The following is a 17,222-nucleotide window of genomic DNA, read 5'->3' on the forward strand; positions in this document are numbered from 1 at the left end:
CGGCGCATGATTTACCTCTTCGGCCACACGCCGCGTTGCGGCGGATCACCGAGTGAAAGAGAAAGATGATGAACGAGCTGAAGGGCAAGGTAGCGATCGTGACCGGTGCATCGAAGGGCATCGGCGCGGCGATAGCGCGGCAGTTTGCCAGGGCGGGTGCCGCTGTGGTGGTGAATTACGCATCGAGCAAGGAGGACGCGGACAAGGTGGTCGCAGACATCCTGCGCGAGGGCGGCGAGGCCGTGGCGATTCAGGCGGATGTCAGCAAGAGCGCGGACGTGAAGCGGCTCTTCGCCGAGACGAAGGCTGCCTTCGGGGCGCCCAGCATCCTCGTTAACAATGCCGGCGTGTACCGATTCGGAGCGCTTGAGGAAGTGACCGAAGCGGAGTTCCACCGGCAGTTCGACACCAACGTGCTGGGCACCATCCTCACCATGCAGGAAGCGGTTGGTGCTTTCGGAGATGGCGGCGGGAGTGTCATCAATCTGAGCACAATCTCGAGCGCCAACCCGGTGCCGAATTCCGTCGTCTATTCGGCTTCCAAGAGCGCAGTCGACACCATCACTCGGGCACTCGCCGACGAGCTCGCCGGCCGCAAGATCCGGGTCAACGCGATCGCGCCTGGCATGACGGAAACCGAAGGCCTCGCAGTCGTCGGTGTCGAGGGCGAAACCGCCAGGAACATCGGCGCGACGCTGCCGATGGGGCGCCTAGGCCAACCTGATGACATCGCGCGTGTTGCCGTCTTCCTCGCGTCCGATCAGTCCGGCTGGCTGACCGGGGAACGCATCACCGCCTCAGGCGGGCAGCGCTGACGCACCGCTGAGAGCGTTCCGCAACGGGTCAAATCGCTGGTGCTGCCAAAATATCGCGGATGAAGCAATCGGGTTCGATCGCCGCGGCAAGGGAAAGAGCGTCTCGCAGCGGTTGGGTGAGTATCTGAGCTTGATTTCAGATCTTCGCCAACGGAGGTTTGATCTCACCGTTGATCTGAGTGATTCCAAGACATCCAGGATATTGCATCGGTCGGTAGGCGCGCCGCTGCGGGTTGGATTCGAGCCTCCGGACAGGCCCTTGAAATTCTGGGAGGGTCAGCCCGCAAATCTCTTTGCCGCGCCCTTTGGTCAGGGCGGCTCCCACTATGTGTACCGATATCTTTCGCCTCTTGATGCTCTCAACGTTAATATCGCTGACGCCACGCCGAGGCTTACGCCGACATTGGCCGCCCAAACTGAGAGCGCACGACTCCTCGCGGAAAGGGGTTTAGTCAAAAAAGCTTACGTCGCCGTCCATGCGGGGCCCGCTTTGAGGGGCGATCCTGGCAACCGGAGCGGTTTGCTGCAGTAATTGACAAAATCTATGCCTTAACTGGTGTTCGGTCCTTGCATATTGGTGGATCGGACGAGACGCAAACCGAGCAAACAATACTTGCAGCAACTCTATCACCCGTGGCAAGCTTAGTCGGGACAGTCTCGCTCGAAACTCTGGCGGCGTTGCTTGGTGACGCTTTTGTCTTTCTGGGGAATGAGAGTGGCCCCATGCATCTGGCGGCATCAGTGGGAACTCCTGTCATCGGCCTATATGGGTTGACCCCGCCAGACATATGGGGGCCGTTCGGCGTTCCGCATCGAATCGTCGCGCCTCGGCTGCCTTGCCAATGCGTTGCCCCCAACATGTGCAAACCGAACAATCCCGGTGGGGTCTATTGCGTACATCGCCTGCAGGTCGAGGAAGTCATTACAGCTGCGCTCGATTTGAGCGAGTCTGAAAGGCTGAAGGCAATGGAGGCCGGAAAGCTCTGAGTCAGCTGGTCGGATGAGGGTCTGGACCAGGCAGTCGCCCCAGGAACAAGTTGCATGGCACTAATGGTCACCGCGTGCAAAATGGTGTTTACCGCATCCGCACCGAATGAGCGCCTTCAATTGCGCTTGGCTTTGTTGGCCGAAGCTCCGCGACCGTTGCGACGTTTTACCAGATTTTTGACGGTGGTCAGCTCGCGGAACCATTCTCGCAACGGCTTGGCCGGCATTCCGCCCCAGCGTTCGCCACCAGGGACGTCTCTCATGAGCTTGGACGCTGCAGCCAGCTGCGCGCCTCGACCGATGCGGAGGTGACCGGCAATGGCGCTCTGTCCCCCAACCGCAACGTGATCCTCCAGGATCGTAGAGCCGGCTATGCCCACCTGGGCGGCTATGACGCAATGCCGCCCGATCCCCACGTTGTGCGCTACCTGCACAAGATTATCGAGCTTCGTTCCGTCACCGATGACAGTGTCGCGCCAGCTACCGCGATCGACCGTGCTGTTAGCCCCGATTTCCACATCGTTGCCGACAACGACTCGGCCAAGATGGGCGATTTTGACATGCCCAGGAGCACTCAGTGCGAACCCGAAGCCGTCTTGGCCGATGCGAGCTCCCGATCACCGCGACGGCGTTGACCGCCCTTGCTCCTGCTGCTGAGACGTTCGCCAAGGGTCGCGACTTCGCGGCCTGGCTGGGTCTGACACGGTTGCAGCGATCGACCGGAGGCAAACAGAAGCTCGGCGCGACGTCGAAGATGGGCGAGCGAACACTGCGCCGCCTGCTGATCATCGGCGCCAGCGCCGTCGTCAAACAGGCGTCGCGGCGCGGAGCTCCCAAGGGATCCTGGCTGGAACGAATGCTGGAGCGCAAGCCTCACATCCTGGTGACGGTGGCGCTCGCCAACAAGATGGCGCGCATTGTTTGGGCCCTTCTGGCGAAGGGCGGAATTTATCGAGCTCCGGTGGCGGTCGCGGCGTAAGCCGGGATCGACGTCAGAGGCTGTGGGAAGGAGGGTATGGCACAACAGTCGGCGAGACGGGGCTGGGAGAACCAGGGAATGGCAGAGCGCTACCCAAGCGCGGAAAGCTGATGTGGATCCAGTCCGCGAACTCCCATACGGGCCCGCAGCCGATGGCTGCATCAGGAGGCCGGACAGATGGCAGCATCCGACATCGTGCCCACCGCCAAAAAAACCGCTTGCGTCCGAAGGGGCGTCCACAGATGCCATTCAGCTTTCGGCCCCATTGCTGCCTATCTGAAATGCGCCTTCATTTCGGACGCTGAACTCGAAATCCTCATTACCTGAAAGCCGAGATGGATTGCCGCTGACGTTGTCATTGCTGACCTGACAACGCTCCATAACCTGGCTCGATTGCGAACACCCAACGCTTACGATTAACATATCCTAGCTGCCAACCGCTTCGAACCGTTGCTCGAACTCGCGACGCAGTTCGCGGCGAAGTTCCGCCCGCAATCGGCGTTGGTGCGTTGCGTTCATCGTTTTTGAAGCCGGCACCTCTGCCGGACTGCCCTCATCGTCAACCGCCACCATCGTGAAGTAGCAGGAATTGGTGTGACGTCGGACGAGGCGGTGTCGGTCAGGCTGGCATTGCCGGCAGGATTGGCCCGGGATCAGCTCAGCATTTTAAGGCTTGGTCTTGAGGATTGTGTGCAGCCCTTCATGCCCCAGGGACGGTGCGCCCTGCGCTCAGATGTCGGGTTATTGCGCGCCTGGGCGGCGAGCGACACTATTGTTCGAAAGGCTCTCCCAGCGAAGCCACGCCGTTGAGCTTGAGCAGACGCCGGTTCGAAGAAATAATGCCCAGCACGACGATTGTCACGAGATAGGGCAGGCTCGATAGAAGTTGCGAGGAAACGTCCAGTCCGGTCGCCTGGGCCGCCAGGCTTGCCAGGGAGACGGCACCGAAGAGGCAGGCGCCGAGGAAGATACGGCTGGTGAGCCAGGTGCCGAAGACGACGAGCGCGATCGCGATCCAGCCGCGCCCGGCAATCATGCCATCGGCCCACAGCGGCGTGTAGACCACGGCCGCGTAGGCGCCGGCGAAACCCGCCAACACGCCGCCGAAGGCGACAGCGGCGAAGCGCACGGCGATCACCGGATAGCCGAGCGCATGGGCCGCCTTGGGATTCTCGCCGACGGCGCGCACGACAAGGCCGGTCTTGGTGTAGGCGAATATAGCCCAGATGGCGACGGTCGCGGCCAGCGAGAGCCACACGACGACGTCCTGAGCGAACAGGCCGCCGATGACCGGGATATCTGAAAGCCAGGGCAATGAAAGCTTCGGAAGGCCTTTGACCGTGAGGCTCTCATAGGTCTTGCCGAACAGTGCCGAGAGGCCCTGGCCGAGTATGCCTATGGCGAGTCCCACCGCGACCTGGTTCGCGCGGAACCCCAGCGCGATGACGGCAAAGACAAGGGAAAGAGCCGCGCTGGCGAGGCCCGCGGCCAGGAAACCCAGGAGGTGGCCGCCGCCGTGATAGACGATGATGAAGGCGATGACCGCCCCCAAGGCCATCAGTCCCTCCACGCCGAGATTGAGGACGCCGGCCCGCTCGGCCACCATTTCGCCGAGCGCCGCCAAAAGGAACGGCGTGGCCGCCGCCAGCATTCCGGCGACGATGAACTCGAGGGCATTCATGGAGCGCTTCCGTGGGCGGCATGGCGCCGTTCGAGCCGGTAGCGGACGAAGGCGATGGCGACGAGATAGGCGAGCAGCAGGCTGCCCTGGAAGACCCGGACCGCGGCGACCGGCAGATTTGCCGAGACCATGGCGTTGTCGCCGCCGATATAGAGGGCCGCCATGAGCAGCGCGGAAAAAATGATGCCTATCGGGTGAAGGCCACCGAGATACGCAACGATGATGGCGGCATAGCCGTAACCGGTCGAGATGGAGCGCTGCAACTGGCCGAGCGGCCCAGCCACCTCGGCCGCCCCGGCGAGGCCCGCCGCGAAGCCGCCGATGAGGAGGGAAAGCCAGATCGCGCGTCCTTCGTTGAAGCCGGCGTATCCGGCCGCGTGCGGCGCAAGGCCGCCGACCTGCAGCTTGTAGCCGGCGAAACTCCTCTGCATGAAGACCCAGGCCGCGAGGGAGAACGCGAAGGCGATAAGCAGCGAGACGTTGACGCGGGTGCCGGGGATCAGAATCGGCACCATCGCGTCGTACTGGAACATCACCGACTGCGGGAAGTTGAAGCCGGCCGGGTCCTTCCAGGGGCCGAGAAGCAGATGGTTGAGCAGCTGCGCGGCAACGAGCGCCAGCATGAGCGATACGAGAATCTCGTTTGCGTTGAGCCGCACGCGCCAGAACGCCGTGAGCGAGGCCCAAAGCGCGCCGCCCAGTGCACCGAGGACGAGCATTGCGGGCCAGATCCACTGGCCCGTTGCCTGCGGGAGCCAAATGGGAATGGCCGATGCGAAGATCGCGCCGAGGATGAACTGGCCCTCGGCGCCGATGTTGAAGACCTTTGCGCGAAAGCCGATCGCAAGCCCCTGCGCGATCAGCAGCAGCGGCCCCATCTTCAGCAGGACTTCCGAGAACGAGGCCCAGGACAGGAAGGGTTCCAGAAGCATCGCGTGGAAGACGGCGAGGGGATCGCGGCCCATCAGCAGGTAGAGCGCGAGATTGAGCAGCGTCGCCAGGCCGAGCGCGGCGGGCGGGGCGACCAGCTTGATTGCAAGCGAGGCATGTTCCCGGCGAACCAGCACGGGAAGGAACGGCCGGGACAGAACGCTCATGCGGGGACCTTTTCGGCCGTCGAATGCGCGCCGATCATGTAGCGGCCGATCTCCTCGGGTCTGGTGTCGCGCGTCACCAGCGGCGGGCTCAGCCGGCCCTGATGGATCACCTGGATCGAATCGCAGAGCTCGAACAGTTCCTCCAGTTCCTCCGAGATGACCAGGGTGGCCATGCCCTCGTTGCGGAGGGCGACGAGACGCCGGCGGATGGCGGATGCGGCGCCGACATCCACGCCCCAGGTGGGCTGCGCCACGAACAGCAATTTCGGAGACAGCATGATCTCGCGGCCTACGATGAACTTCTGCAGATTGCCCCCCGAAAGCGCCCCGGCCTCCGTTTCGGAACCCGGCGTGCGCACGTCGTATTGCCGGATGCAGTCGTCGGTGAACGCCTTCGCACGGGCCGTGTCGACCAGGCCGCGTTTCAGGAGGCCGGAGGGATGGGCGGTCAGAAGGCTGTTGAGGACGAGGGACATTTCCGGCACCGCGCCGCGGCCCAGCCGTTCCTCCGGAACGAAGGCGAAGCCCAGCCGGCGGCGGGCAGCCGCATCGAGCGCGCCGACGTCCCTTCCCATCATGAAGATACGCTCGGACTTTTCGCGCGGCAGCACCGTTTCGCCCGAGATCAGCGCCGCGAGTTCGCTCTGCCCGTTGCCCGATATGCCCGCGATACCAAGGATCTCGCCCGCCCGGACCGTCAGGCTGACGTCGGAAAGCGCCGCGGCGAAGGGATCGTCCGGCCGATGCTCGAGGCCGACGATTTCGAGGCGCTTTTCTCCGCCGGAATGCGCAACCGCCGGCATGGGCTGCGGCATGTCGCGGCCGATCATCATGCGGGCGAGATCGTGCGCGTCGTGGTCGCGGGGATCCACATGGCCCGTAATGCGCCCGCCGCGCAGGATGGTCGCGCGGTCGCAGACCGCACGGATCTCCTCCAGCTTGTGCGAGATGAACAGAATGGACACGCCGCCGTCGCGCAGCCGCCGCAATGTCTCGAAAAGCTTGTCCACCGATTGCGGCGGCAGGACGGAGGTCGGTTCGTCGAGGATCAGGAGCTGCGGTTCGGTCAGCAGGCAGCGGATGATTTCCACCCGCTGCCGCTCTCCGACCGAGAGCGCGTGCACATGGGCGAGCGGATCGACCTCAAGACCGAAGTCGCGGCCGAGCTTGCGGATGCCTTGCGCAAGATCCGATTTGCTCCCGGGCACGACCAGCCGGACATTCTCCACCACCGTCAGCGTCTCGAACAACGAGAAATGCTGGAAGACCATGCCGATCCCCTTGCGCCTCGCGTCCGCCGGGGACGCAAGCGCGAGGGTCTCTCCTTTCCAGGTCGCTGTTCCGGCGTCCGGCTGCTCGACGCCGTATATCAGCTTCATCAGCGTCGACTTGCCCGCCCCGTTCTCTCCGAGGATCGCATGGATCGAGCGCGGAGCCACGTCCAGATCGATGTCCCGATTGGCATGGATCTGGCCGTAGCTCTTGGAGATGCCGCGCAGCGACAGAAGCGGGGCGGTCATGGTTACTTGGGCAGCGGCGTGGTGATACCCTTGACGTGCCAGTCCATGGCGACGATCTCGGCCTCGGTCATCGTCTTGCCGGCGGGGACGCCTTCGCTGCCGTCGGCCTTGGCGATCGGACCGGCAAAGGGCGAGAAGCTGCCGTCGGCGATCTTGGCTTCAACTTCCTTGATCTTGGTCATGATGTCGGCCGGGATGCCCGGGTTCCAGTCGACGACTTCGACGACCTTGTCGCCGACACCCAAGAAGGCGTTGGCGCCCTTGAAGGTACCGGCAAGGTGGGCGTCGACCGAGGCTTTGAAAAAGGGCGACCAATCGGTCGCCACGCAGCCGAGATAGGTCTTGGGCGCGTATTTCTTCATCGACGAGTTGAGGTTGAAGGCGGGGATGCCGGCCTCCTCGCAAGCCGAAACGACGGAAGGCGTGTCCTGCGCGTTGGAGAAGATGACGTCGCATTTCTGCGCCAGCAGCGCCTTGGCGGCTTCCTGCTCCTTGGCCGGGTCGAACCAGGAGTTCACCCATACGACCGAAACCTCGACATCGGGCTTCACAGCCTGCGCTCCCAGCGTGAACGCGTTGATGGAGGTGATCAGCTCGGGAATGGCGAAGGCGGAAACCGAGCCGAGCTTGCCGGTCTTCGAAAGCGCGGCCGCCGCCATGCCCATCAGATAGGTGCCCTGGGAATATTGGGCCGCGAAGGGCGAGAAGTTCGGCACCACCTGGAAACCGGAAGCATGCAGCACGGTGACGTCGGGATTGCGGCGCGCGATCTGCAGGGCGCCGTTCTGATAGCCGAAGGAGCCGGCGATCAGGAACTTGTTCCCGTCGGCGACCGCCTTGTTCATGATGCGGTCGGCGTCGGGGCCTTCCTGTATGTTCTCGATGATGGTGACCCTCACCTTGTCGCCGTAGGCGGCCTTGACCGGCTCGAGCCCGTCGGCCAGCGCACGGCCCCAGCCGACATCGCCGACCGGCGACGGGACCACGAGCACGATGCCCAGCGGTTCGTCGGCGGCAAGCGCGCGGCTGCCCACCGCGGCGACAAACCCGGTAGCGGCAGCGCCCTTCATCAATGTTCTGCGGGTAAGATTTGTCAGCATGTCGGTTCCCCTTGCTTTTGGTTTTGGCTTCTAGAATTCCACGGTGGCGAGCGCCGCCTCGGCTTGCGCGAACAGCCTTGCCTCGTCGAGCCCCGGGAACTCTCCCCTGGCCCAGACGATGCGGCCGTTGATCATCGTCATGTCGGTCGGCGTGCCGATGCCCACCTTGGCCAGCAGGCTCAGCGGATCATGCCGCGTGCCGACATAGTCCATGCGCCGCGTGTCGATGGCGAACAGGTCGGCGGCCATGCCGGGCGACAGCCTGCCGATGTCGCCGCGCCCGAGCAGCGCCGCGCCCCCGGTCGTCGCATAGCCGAGGAAATCGGCCGGCGGCGGGACCGGATGGTCACGTGTCGACGCCGACAGGCATTGCAGCATGTAGGCGGAATGGATGCAGTACATCAGGTTGGAATTGTCGTTCGAGGCGGCACCGTCGCAACCCAGCCCCACACTGAGCCCGAGGGCCGACATCGCCGGTATGTCGGTGATTTCGGCGCCGACGAGATAGACCGGCTCCGGGCAGTGCGCGACGCCAGTGCCGGTGGCGGCCATCTTGCCCAGCTCGTCGTGGGTCAGCTCCCAGCAATGGGCATAGAAGGCATCCGACCCGCAGAAACCTATCTCCGCGCAATAGTCCACCGTGCGCAGGCCGTGGCGGGCCTGCATGACCGGGCTTTCGCCCTCGCCGACATGGGTGTGCATGCGCACCTTGCGGTCGCGCGCCAGCGCCACCGATTCCACGAATGTCTCGCGATAGCAGTTGACCGGCTGGCAGGGCGCGACGACGACCTGGCGCATGCCGAAGCGACCGGCATCATGGTAGGCGTCGATCAGCCGGGCGCAGTCGGCGATGAATTCGTCCGTCGTTTCCAGCATGGCGTCGGGGATGGTCGAGCCTTCCGATTTCGGCAGCGTGTTGCCGCCACGTCCGGCATGGAAGCGCATGCCGAGCAGTTCGGCCGCCTCGAACTGCCGGTCGATCAGCCTTTTGCCGGCATGCCGCGGAAAGCAGTACTGATGGTCGAACGCCGTCGTGCAGCCGTGCTTTATCAACTCCGCCATGGCCGTGACCGATGCGTGGTAGAAGCACTCCTCGGTCAGCCGCGAGAAGATGGGATAGATGCGGTCGAGCCATTCGATGACCGACAGCTTCGTCCAGTCCAGATCGGCGCGGTTGCGCACGAAGCACTGAAAGAAGTGGTGATGGGTGTTGACGAGGCCGGGATAGACGAACCAGCCGGCGGCATCCTGCGCCACAGTTCCGACAGGCAGCTCCCCCTTGTCGAGACCTTCGCCGATGGCCCGTATCGCCGGGCCGTCGGTCAACACATCGACATTGCGACGGATGCGCGGACCGCTGCCATCGTCTACGATGACCGCAGCGCAGTTCTTCAACAGATAGCCCGCCACGTCAGGCCTCGCCTACTTCTGGGACGGGCTCGGGTCTGAGCTCGTGCAGCCGGTGGATGCCGGGCATCTCGATGAAGCCGTCGAGACCGCGGATCGCCCGCGACCATAGCCGGATCGCGGGATAGGGATCGAGCGAGACGCCGCCGTCCGGCGCCAGCGCCACATAGGGAAAGCAGGCGATGTCGGCGACAGTCGGCCGGTCCAACGCGAGGAAGCGCTGGCCGCGGATATGCTGTTCGACGAGGCCGGCTTCCAGCTCCCGCAGGGCCGTTGTCCCCTGTCCCAGAAGGACATCGATATTGCCCGGACGCAGCAGCATCTCATGCAGGCGCGCCGCCCCCAGGCTGGCGGTCAGCCGATGCGAGAAGGAAAGCCATTGCTGGACGCGCGCCGCCTCTCCGGCCGTATCGTTGCCCAGCCATTGCGGCGCCGCCTGCGCTGCGAGGTAGACCAGCATTGCCGAGGATTCGGTCAGGACGAGGTCGCCATCCTCCAGGATCGGGATCGAACCCGCCGGGTTGAGCGCCATGAGTTCCGGACCGCGATGCTCGGCACCGGGATGGAAGTCGACGGGCCGGATGTCGAGCTTCACCCCGGCCAGCGCGGCCATCAGGCGCGCCTTATAGCAGCTCGGCGACAGCACGTAGTCATAGAGCTTCATTGCGCCACCAGTTGCGCGCCGTAGGTGTAGCCATGGCGTTTCAGCCAGCGCCGGTAGGCAACCGAGGTGAGGTCGGCTCGCGTGGGAATCTCCATGCCGGGATCGAGCGGCAGCAGCCCCGGAATCTGGTTCTCGAGGATCGACCGGTCCTGGACGAAGATCGTCTGCTGGAAATGGATCAGGTCTGTCATCGGCGTCTCGTCGTCGAACAGCGCCATCCATGGCCACACGTCGCACAGGTCTTCGGCAAGAGGCTGCACGAAAAGCGTAATGACGTCCCATTCGCCCGGGCGCGGCGGACAGGTCTTGTAGAGGATCGAGCAGGTCGGCGCGGGCACGCGATACATGTATTCCGTCGTTATGCCGCCTTCCGCCGACTTCGCGGCCTGCGGCTGGTAGAACCTCACCTGGGTCGCCCAAACCTCGTCCTCGTCCTCGCGGATCTCGACCTTGTAGTTCTGGACCTCCGTGTGCGGTTCGGCCCCCAATATGTCGGTATGGACGAATGGAAAATGCGCAATGTCCAGGAAGTTCTCCACCGCGCGCAACGGCGAGCAGCGCACGCGAACCACCCCGACATCGACGAGCCGGCGGCCGGGCTGATCGGCCTCGGGGATCGCAAACAGCGCCTTTTGCGGGTTGCCGGGCGACGACCAGACATGGCCATAGCGCACGCAGACCGGCAGGGCACGTCCGCCGCCGCCCGTGACCTTGGCGTTTCCGTCGTCGCCGAGCCGCACCTCGATCGCTTCGCCCATGAGGGCCGTCTTGCGCCCCTGCGCATCGAGCTGGCTGGCAAGGCCGACCGGATACCATTCGTCGATCATCGCGTTGCGGGTCATTGGGCGACCCTGCCGCGCCGAATGCCCTCAGCCGCGCGCCGCAGCGTTTCGGCGGCCCGCGACGCGGCGATCCGCTCGGTCGGATTGCTGTCCTCGCCCACCAGAACATGCATGAGCGTCCGCGCTTCCCCTACGGAGGCAAGCAGCAGCCGCACCGTCCGGTCATCGTGCCTATGGTCGAGCAGGCCGCCGTCGGCCTTCGCGCCCGCGGCCGCCTCCAGCGCCGCGATGTCCGCCTCCACCATCATGGAGCGCAACGGGGCAAAACCCTCGAGCCGCGGCGGCGGGGCAGCGGCTTCGCCGACGGAAATCCATATGATACCGCCGCTGTCCTCGACGGCCTGGGTCGCGACGCGAATCGTCTCCGGCGGCGCCAGTCCCGGATGGGCCGGGATGCGCAGGCAGTTCCCGCCCTGGGCATAGCTCCAGCCGTGATAGATGCAGGACAGGGTCTCACCGCGCACGAAGCCATGGGAAAGCCGCATGCCGCGATGGGGGCATCTGTCGGCGAAGGCCGCCGCACGGCCGGAGCGGCTTCGCCAAAGGGCAATCGGTCCGACTGGGGATTGCGCCGGCATCACGGTTCCCGCCGGCAAGTCCGCGGAGAGGGCTACTGGCATCCATGAGCCGGTCGGATAGGGTGGCATACGTCAACTTTCAAACGATATCAGCATCTTCCCGAGCCCGGCTTCGCGGTCAAGGGATTTGCTAATAAGCCCGGTCACGTTTGCACAATATTTCCTCACTGACAATAATGCCTAAAAAAGGGGCATTACGTCTCCCGGGGAGGGCCACCGCCTTGAAAACCTAGCTCGATCCATTCTCGATCGGCGTCCGGCGAATGGCCTCGACCCAGACATCGATTGGTCCAAGAGAGCACCCCATCTCCATCATGTCGATGAGTTCGGCCGGACCGGCAATGTCGAGTTCGATGCGGTCGGGACCGGCAACGCATATTGCCTGCGCGAGCCCGAGCTTGGCGGCATGACGCTCGATCCACGGAAGGAAGGATGCCGCCTCGACATAGCCGAGGATCGTCATGCGCTCCCGCCAGGAATATCGATTTTGCTCGCTCATAGAAACCTCGGCAATGAAACAGATATATATATATCCCTACATTGTGCTCAATCGCTGAAGCACCTGACCAAGCGCCATGAACAGGCTGTGGTGTGGGGCTTGTGATCCCTCAATCCTCTATGACGTCCGCAAATTTTCTTCTGTGAGTGAGTTTCTGTCGCAACGCGCCAACGGGAGTATCATTGGAGGCATCTGTTTTTGAGGCGTCGTCACGCCAGACCTGAAGTCGAAGATGGGAATGACCGCTATGTGCGGGTTGATCCCCAAAGATCGACAGACAGGTTTCAGTCCAACCAGTCGCGCTCACGACCTGGTCAACATGCCTTCACCATTCCGATTTGAAGCCGGCCACCGTTCCGATCAAAGACCGGCCAGTTTTCGGCACTGAAGATTACCTCCTGGGTCAGCAACTTTGGCATCAAGTGCCCCACCGTAAACGGGGAGATTTTGATGCCGGCGAAGAGAAGGCTGACCATGAGACAATTGAGACAAATGCTTCGGCTTGCCGGAAGCGGGACGAGCTCCCGCGAGATAGCAGTCATTTTGGGGATAGCGCGCAGCACGGTGCAGGATAACCTGCAGCGTGCGGCAGCAGTTGGATTGAGCTGGCCGTTGCCGGGCGAGATGACCGACGATGCGCTCGAGCACAAGCTTTTCAGCCGCAACGGCGTCAAGCAGGGGACACGGCGACGCACGGAGCCGAACTGGGCCGATCTTGCGGTTGAGCTCAAGAAGCCCGGCGTCACTTTGCTGATCCTGTGGGAGGAGTATCGAGAGGCGCATCCCGAAGGCTACGGCTACAGTCGCTTTTGTGAGCTGCTGCGGGGATTTCAGCAACGACTGTCGCCGACAATGCGTCAGGAGCACGCCGCCGGCGACAAGGTCTTCGTGGATTATTCCGGCAAGAAGATCCCGATCGTCGACCGCAAGAGCGGCGAAATCCGCGAGGCGGAGATCTTCGTGGCGGTGCTGGGTGCGTCCAGCTACACCTTTGCCGAGGCGACCTGGACGCAAATGCTCCCCGACTGGATTGGCTCGCATGTCCGCATGTTTCGGTTTTTCCAGGGTGTTCCCAGACTCGTGGTGCCCGACAATCTGAAGTCGGGCGTCAGTCGCGCCAGCTTCTACGATCCCGAGATCAACCGCAGCTACGGCATGATGGCCTCTCATTATGGCGTCGGTGTTCTTCCAGCACGGCCCAAACGCCCTCGGGATAAATCGAAAGTGGAAAATGGAGTGCGTTTTGCCCAATCCTGCATTCTGGGCCGTCTGCGCAACCAGATTTTCTTCTCGCTGGCTGAGGCTAATGCCGCCATTGCCCAGGCACTCGATCGCATCAACGACCACGTCATGCGCCGGCTGGGCGTCAGTCGCCGGCAGCTCTTCGAGAGCGTCGAGCGCCCGACTCTGGCCGGTCTTCCACCGGCGGATTACGAGTTTGCCGAATGGCGTTTGGCCCGCGTCTCGACGGATTACCACGTCGAGTTCAAGACCTTCTTTTATTCCGTGCCCCACAGCCTCATTCGTCAGCAGGTCGACCTGAGAGCGACGGCTCGCACCATCGAGATCTTCCACCGTGGCAAGCGCGTCGCGGCGCATCAGCGCCGCTATGGAGGTCCTCGCCATGGAACCGATCCGGACCACATGCCCAGTTCCCACCGGCGCTATGCCGAATGGACACCGGAGCGCTTTCGGCGCTGGGCCGCATCCATCGGACCGCAAACGGAAGGCCTGGTCGTCGCAATCCTTGCCAGCCGTCCGCATCCCGAACAGGGCTTTCGAACATGTCTGGGCATCCTACGCCTGTTTCGTGACATCGATCGCAATCGGGCCGAAGTCGTGTCAGCTCGCGCTGTCGAGATTGGTAGCCTGAACTGCAAGAGCATTGCCTCGCTCATCGCCAATCACAAAGCCGCACGCCATTCCACCGAACCAACCGCCATCGTCGATCACGCCAATCTGCGTGGCCCTGATTACTTTCATTGAGAGAACCACCAATGCTGATCAATCCCACCATCGACATGCTGCGAGAGCTCGGCCTTTACGGCATGGCAACCGCTTTCCAGGAACTCGACGCTCAGTCCGAAGCGCGCGGCCTCGAGCACGGCGAATGGCTAGCCATGCTGCTCGAACGCAAGGCGACCATGCGCCGCCAGAAGCGTTTCGAGGCCCGCGCCAGAGCTGCCAAGCTTCGCCAGGACGCGCAGATCGAGAATGCCGATTTCCGTGCCGCACGCGGTCTCGACCGCAATCTGTTCATGGCGCTTGCCGGCTGCGACTGGATCAGAAAGCATCACGGCCTTCTTGTCACCGGGCCAGCCGGCGTCGGCAAAAGCTGGCTTGCCTGCGCGCTCGGCCACAAGGCCTGCCGCGAAGACTTCTCCGTCGCCTACCACCGGGTTCCCCGGCTGTTCGCCGCTCTCTCGCTTGCAAGAGGCGACGGGCGATACGGCAGGATCCTCAAATCTCTTGCCAGGACCGACCTGCTGATCCTCGATGACTGGGGACCGGAAAAGCTCAATGACGACCAACGTCGCGATCTCCTGGAGATCATTGAGGACCGCTACGAGCGACGCTCAACCATCGTAACAAGTCAGGTGCCCGTGGACCGCTGGTGGGAGATTATTGCAAACCCCACGCTTGCCGATGCCATCTTGGATCGCCTCGTTCACAACGCCTACCGCATCGATCTCACTGGTGAAAGCATGCGAAAACAGCGGCCGCCAGTCGCATCCGAAAACACCGAAGCTTGACCTGAAACAAAACCCGACCCAAACACCAACGAGACCCAGGATCAGACCGAAAAACGTCCGGCTTCAAATCGGAATGGCGGCCGGAATGAAATCGGAATGACTGGCCGGCTTCAAATCGGAATCGGTGGCCGGCTTCATCGGAATACGCATAACGTCGTGCGGCAGCGACGCGCTCAAGCTTTTGCACGAGCGCGGAGACGACCTCCGAAGATTGGCTTAATTCCGGACAGCGACAGATAATTCTGGACGGCACACCAGTCTCGATGTCCGATCCTATTCTATCGCACGAGCAGCCGGCTGGTGTACAATTGCTCCAGCTGTCGCAACTATGGAGGAAGCCGATGCAAGAGGCCCTCGTCGTCCGCCGCGAGACACACATCCCGGCGCCCCCCGCTGCGCTGTTTGCCCTCCTGACCGATCCGGAGAAGATCCTGCGCTGGATGGGAACGGAGGCGCAGCTCGAGCCGCAGCCCGGTGGGCTCTATCTCGTCAATGTTACCGGGGCTCGCGTCGCTCGCGGCTACTTCCGGGAGGTGGTGCCGGTGCACCGTCTGGCATACAGCTTCGGCTGGGAAGAGAGCGAGGAGGTGCCGCCGGGATCGAGCCTCGTCGAGATCGATCTGATCGAGCAGCCGGACGGAACGCTGCTGCGCCTGACCCACACCGGCCTGCCCAATGCCGAGCAATGCGCCGGCCATGCGGAGGGCTGGGCTCATTACCTCGGCAGGCTGGGCGAGGTTGCAGCCGGGCGTGATCCCGGCCCGGATCCCAAATACGGCCACACGGGCAGGGGATGACGGCCTTCCCGCGCTCGATATCGCTGGCCGTGAGCCCGTTGCAATTTGACGGCGGACGCCGGCTCGCAGGCGTGTCGAACCCGGCGCCATCGAGGATCGGACCGCAGGGCGGGGCGAGGATAGATCGGCGGCCCGGCTGCGCATCGTCACGGCGCGGATGACAGGCCGGGCGCGGTGGCCGCATAATCGCGCCATGGATCTGCCCGCGCCTCTCGCCTGGCTGGTGGACGAGGCCGGCGCCTCGGCCGCCCCCGACCGGTTTCTGGCCGAGCTCGGCGGCCGACTTCTGGCTGACGGCCTGCCGCTGGCCGGCGGCGCGCTGACGCTCGCGGTGCCGCATCCCATCATCACCCGCCGCACTTGGCTTTGGCGGGCGGAGACCGGGGCGGTGATCGAGGCGCTGAGCTTCGCCGGCGGTCCGCTCGGCCAGGCCGGGCGCGACTGGCTGGCGGAGCTCGGCCCGGTGCAGGAGGGCCCGGATGGCCGGGCGCCGGATAGTCCGGTGCTGGGCTGGGCCGGAACCCGGCCGTTCGGCCCCGCCGAGGCTGCCCGGCTGCGCCAGGCCGCGCGGTTCGCCGCGGCGCCCCTTGCCGCACTTGCGGCGCGGGCGGCGCTGACAGCGCTGCTCGAGGCTTATCTCGGCCGGCGCAGTGCCGCCCGGGTGCAGGGCGGCGCCCTGCGCCGCGGCACCGGAGAAACCATTCGCGCCGCGCTGCTCTATGCCGACCTGCGCGGCTTCACCGCCCTGTCCGAGGCAACCGAGCCCGCGGCGGTGATCGCCGCGCTCGACGCCTGGTTCGACCGCGTCGCCGGCGCGGTGCACGCCTTCGGGGGCGAAGTGCTGAAATTCATCGGCGACGGCATGCTGGCGATTTTCCCGGTCACCGCTGCGCCGGCCGAGGCCTGCGAGGCGGCGCTGCGCGCCGTCGTCGCCGCCCGCGCCGGCATGGCCCATCTCGATGCGGGGCGGCAGGCGCAGGGCCTGCCGCGGCTGCCGTTCGGCGCGGCGCTGCATCTCGGCGAGATGCTGTGGGGCAATATCGGCGCGGTCGACCGGCTGGATTTCACCGCCATCGGCCCCGCGGTCAACCTGGTCAGCCGGCTGGAGGGGCTATGCCGGCCGCTCGGCCGCTCGGTGCTGATCTCGGGCGCGGTCGCCGCCGAGACCACCACGCCGCTGGTGCCGCTGGGCGAACACGTGCTGCGCGGCATCGCGGCTCCCTGCACCGTCTTCACCCTGCCGGATGCGTAAGCGCCGACAAGATGCCGCCGACGTGAAGGCCGTTCGTGAGGCTTTGCAAACCCGCAATTCCTGGACGGTGCTCAACTTCCTTTCCCAGTCGGATGTCAGGCTAGGCAATCGCAAGCCCATCGAGCTGCTCAGATCCGGCCAGCTTGACCTCGTGCTTGATGCCGCGAGGCGGCACGGTGAGCAGGGGGCGTGAGCGGGCCACTTCCTCCCGCAGACCTGGACAGGCGACTGCCCGAGCTGGTGAAGCTACC

At 64.2% G+C, this 17,222-nt stretch carries 15 protein-coding genes and 3 pseudogenes; 7 read left to right on the forward strand and 11 right to left on the reverse strand.

Annotated features, from left to right (window positions below; translation table 11 throughout):
* Positions 1 to 68: 68 nt before the first annotated feature.
* Positions 69 to 815 carry a glucose 1-dehydrogenase gene (locus EN859_RS32075; protein WP_127856649.1) on the forward strand — a complete coding sequence of 249 codons (747 nt, stop codon included), beginning with the start codon at positions 69 to 71 and terminating at the stop codon, positions 813 to 815.
* A gap of 540 nt (positions 816 to 1,355) precedes the next feature.
* Positions 1,356 to 1,802 (forward strand): glycosyltransferase family 9 protein, encoded by a 447-nt coding sequence (locus EN859_RS39815; RefSeq protein WP_245525816.1) that lies wholly within the window; start codon positions 1,356 to 1,358, stop codon positions 1,800 to 1,802.
* A 116-nt stretch (positions 1,803 to 1,918) separates the two neighbouring features.
* On the opposite strand, the pseudogene EN859_RS32085 reads toward EN859_RS39815, so the two are convergent.
* Positions 1,919 to 2,416, reverse strand: a pseudogene (locus EN859_RS32085) (UDP-3-O-(3-hydroxymyristoyl)glucosamine N-acyltransferase); the annotation flags it as partial.
* Here EN859_RS32085 and EN859_RS32090 point away from each other — a divergent pair.
* A pseudogene (locus tag EN859_RS32090) lies at positions 2,416 to 2,781 on the forward strand (transposase); the annotation flags it as partial. The pseudogenes EN859_RS32085 and EN859_RS32090 sit on opposite strands and share 1 nt — an antisense overlap.
* Positions 2,782 to 3,207: 426 nt before the next feature.
* Here the strand turns inward: EN859_RS32090 and EN859_RS39820 are convergent.
* The 10 genes and pseudogenes from EN859_RS39820 to EN859_RS32135 form a co-directional block, all read right to left on the reverse strand.
* Positions 3,208 to 3,384, reverse strand: a pseudogene (locus tag EN859_RS39820) (acyl-CoA thioesterase); the annotation flags it as partial.
* 166 nt (positions 3,385 to 3,550) lie between these two features.
* Complete coding sequence (locus tag EN859_RS32095) at positions 3,551 to 4,462, reverse strand: ABC transporter permease (protein WP_127856647.1); 912 nt, start codon at positions 4,460 to 4,462, stop codon at positions 3,551 to 3,553.
* Positions 4,459 to 5,559 carry an ABC transporter permease gene (locus tag EN859_RS32100; RefSeq protein WP_127856646.1) on the reverse strand — a complete coding sequence of 367 codons (1,101 nt, stop codon included), beginning with the start codon at positions 5,557 to 5,559 and terminating at the stop codon, positions 4,459 to 4,461. The genes EN859_RS32095 and EN859_RS32100 overlap by 4 nt, the downstream gene beginning before the upstream one ends.
* Entirely contained in the window at positions 5,556 to 7,079 is a 1,524-nt protein-coding gene (locus EN859_RS32105; protein WP_127856645.1) for an ABC transporter ATP-binding protein, read from the reverse strand. The genes EN859_RS32100 and EN859_RS32105 overlap by 4 nt, the downstream gene beginning before the upstream one ends.
* A gap of 2 nt (positions 7,080 to 7,081) precedes the next feature.
* Positions 7,082 to 8,176: a BMP family ABC transporter substrate-binding protein gene (locus EN859_RS32110; RefSeq protein WP_189502374.1), complete on the reverse strand. Its 1,095-nt coding sequence runs from the start codon at positions 8,174 to 8,176 to the stop codon at positions 7,082 to 7,084.
* Between the two features lie 33 nt (positions 8,177 to 8,209).
* Entirely contained in the window at positions 8,210 to 9,589 is a 1,380-nt protein-coding gene (locus tag EN859_RS32115) for an amidohydrolase (protein ID WP_127856643.1), read from the reverse strand.
* A gap of 1 nt (position 9,590) precedes the next feature.
* Entirely contained in the window at positions 9,591 to 10,250 is a 660-nt protein-coding gene (locus EN859_RS32120; RefSeq protein WP_127856642.1) for a glutathione S-transferase family protein, read from the reverse strand.
* On the reverse strand, positions 10,247 to 11,092 hold the full coding sequence (locus EN859_RS32125) for an aromatic ring-hydroxylating dioxygenase subunit alpha (RefSeq protein ID WP_127856641.1): 846 nt from the start codon (positions 11,090 to 11,092) through the stop codon (positions 10,247 to 10,249). The genes EN859_RS32120 and EN859_RS32125 overlap by 4 nt, the downstream gene beginning before the upstream one ends.
* Complete coding sequence (locus tag EN859_RS32130) at positions 11,089 to 11,739, reverse strand: Rieske (2Fe-2S) protein (protein ID WP_127856640.1); 651 nt, start codon at positions 11,737 to 11,739, stop codon at positions 11,089 to 11,091. Before EN859_RS32130 ends, EN859_RS32125 begins: the two co-directional genes overlap by 4 nt.
* Positions 11,740 to 11,899: 160 nt before the next feature.
* The gene (locus EN859_RS32135) at positions 11,900 to 12,169 is read right to left on the reverse strand and encodes an acylphosphatase (RefSeq protein WP_127856639.1); all 270 of its coding nucleotides are present in this window, start codon (positions 12,167 to 12,169) and stop codon (positions 11,900 to 11,902) included.
* A 450-nt stretch (positions 12,170 to 12,619) separates the two neighbouring features.
* On the opposite strand from EN859_RS32135, the gene istA reads away from it, so the two are divergent.
* The 4 genes from istA to EN859_RS32155 all read left to right on the forward strand — a co-directional run bounded on the left by istA (position 12,620) and on the right by EN859_RS32155 (position 16,971).
* Positions 12,620 to 14,155, forward strand: coding sequence for an IS21 family transposase (gene istA, locus EN859_RS32140; RefSeq protein WP_127856668.1), 1,536 nt, complete (start codon positions 12,620 to 12,622; stop codon positions 14,153 to 14,155).
* 11 nt (positions 14,156 to 14,166) lie between these two features.
* A complete protein-coding gene (gene istB, locus EN859_RS32145) occupies positions 14,167 to 14,922 on the forward strand; it encodes an IS21-like element helper ATPase IstB (protein WP_127856638.1) in 756 nt (251 codons plus the stop codon).
* A 341-nt stretch (positions 14,923 to 15,263) separates the two neighbouring features.
* The gene (locus EN859_RS32150) at positions 15,264 to 15,719 is read left to right on the forward strand and encodes an SRPBCC domain-containing protein (RefSeq protein ID WP_127856637.1); all 456 of its coding nucleotides are present in this window, start codon (positions 15,264 to 15,266) and stop codon (positions 15,717 to 15,719) included.
* 193 nt (positions 15,720 to 15,912) lie between these two features.
* Positions 15,913 to 16,971 (forward strand): adenylate/guanylate cyclase domain-containing protein, encoded by a 1,059-nt coding sequence (locus tag EN859_RS32155; protein WP_127856636.1) that lies wholly within the window; start codon positions 15,913 to 15,915, stop codon positions 16,969 to 16,971.
* The last annotated feature ends 251 nt before the right edge of the window (positions 16,972 to 17,222 follow it).

The sequence above is a fragment of the Mesorhizobium sp. M00.F.Ca.ET.216.01.1.1 genome, from assembly GCF_004010325.2.
In the GTDB taxonomy this organism is placed as follows: Bacteria; Pseudomonadota; Alphaproteobacteria; order Rhizobiales; family Rhizobiaceae; genus Mesorhizobium.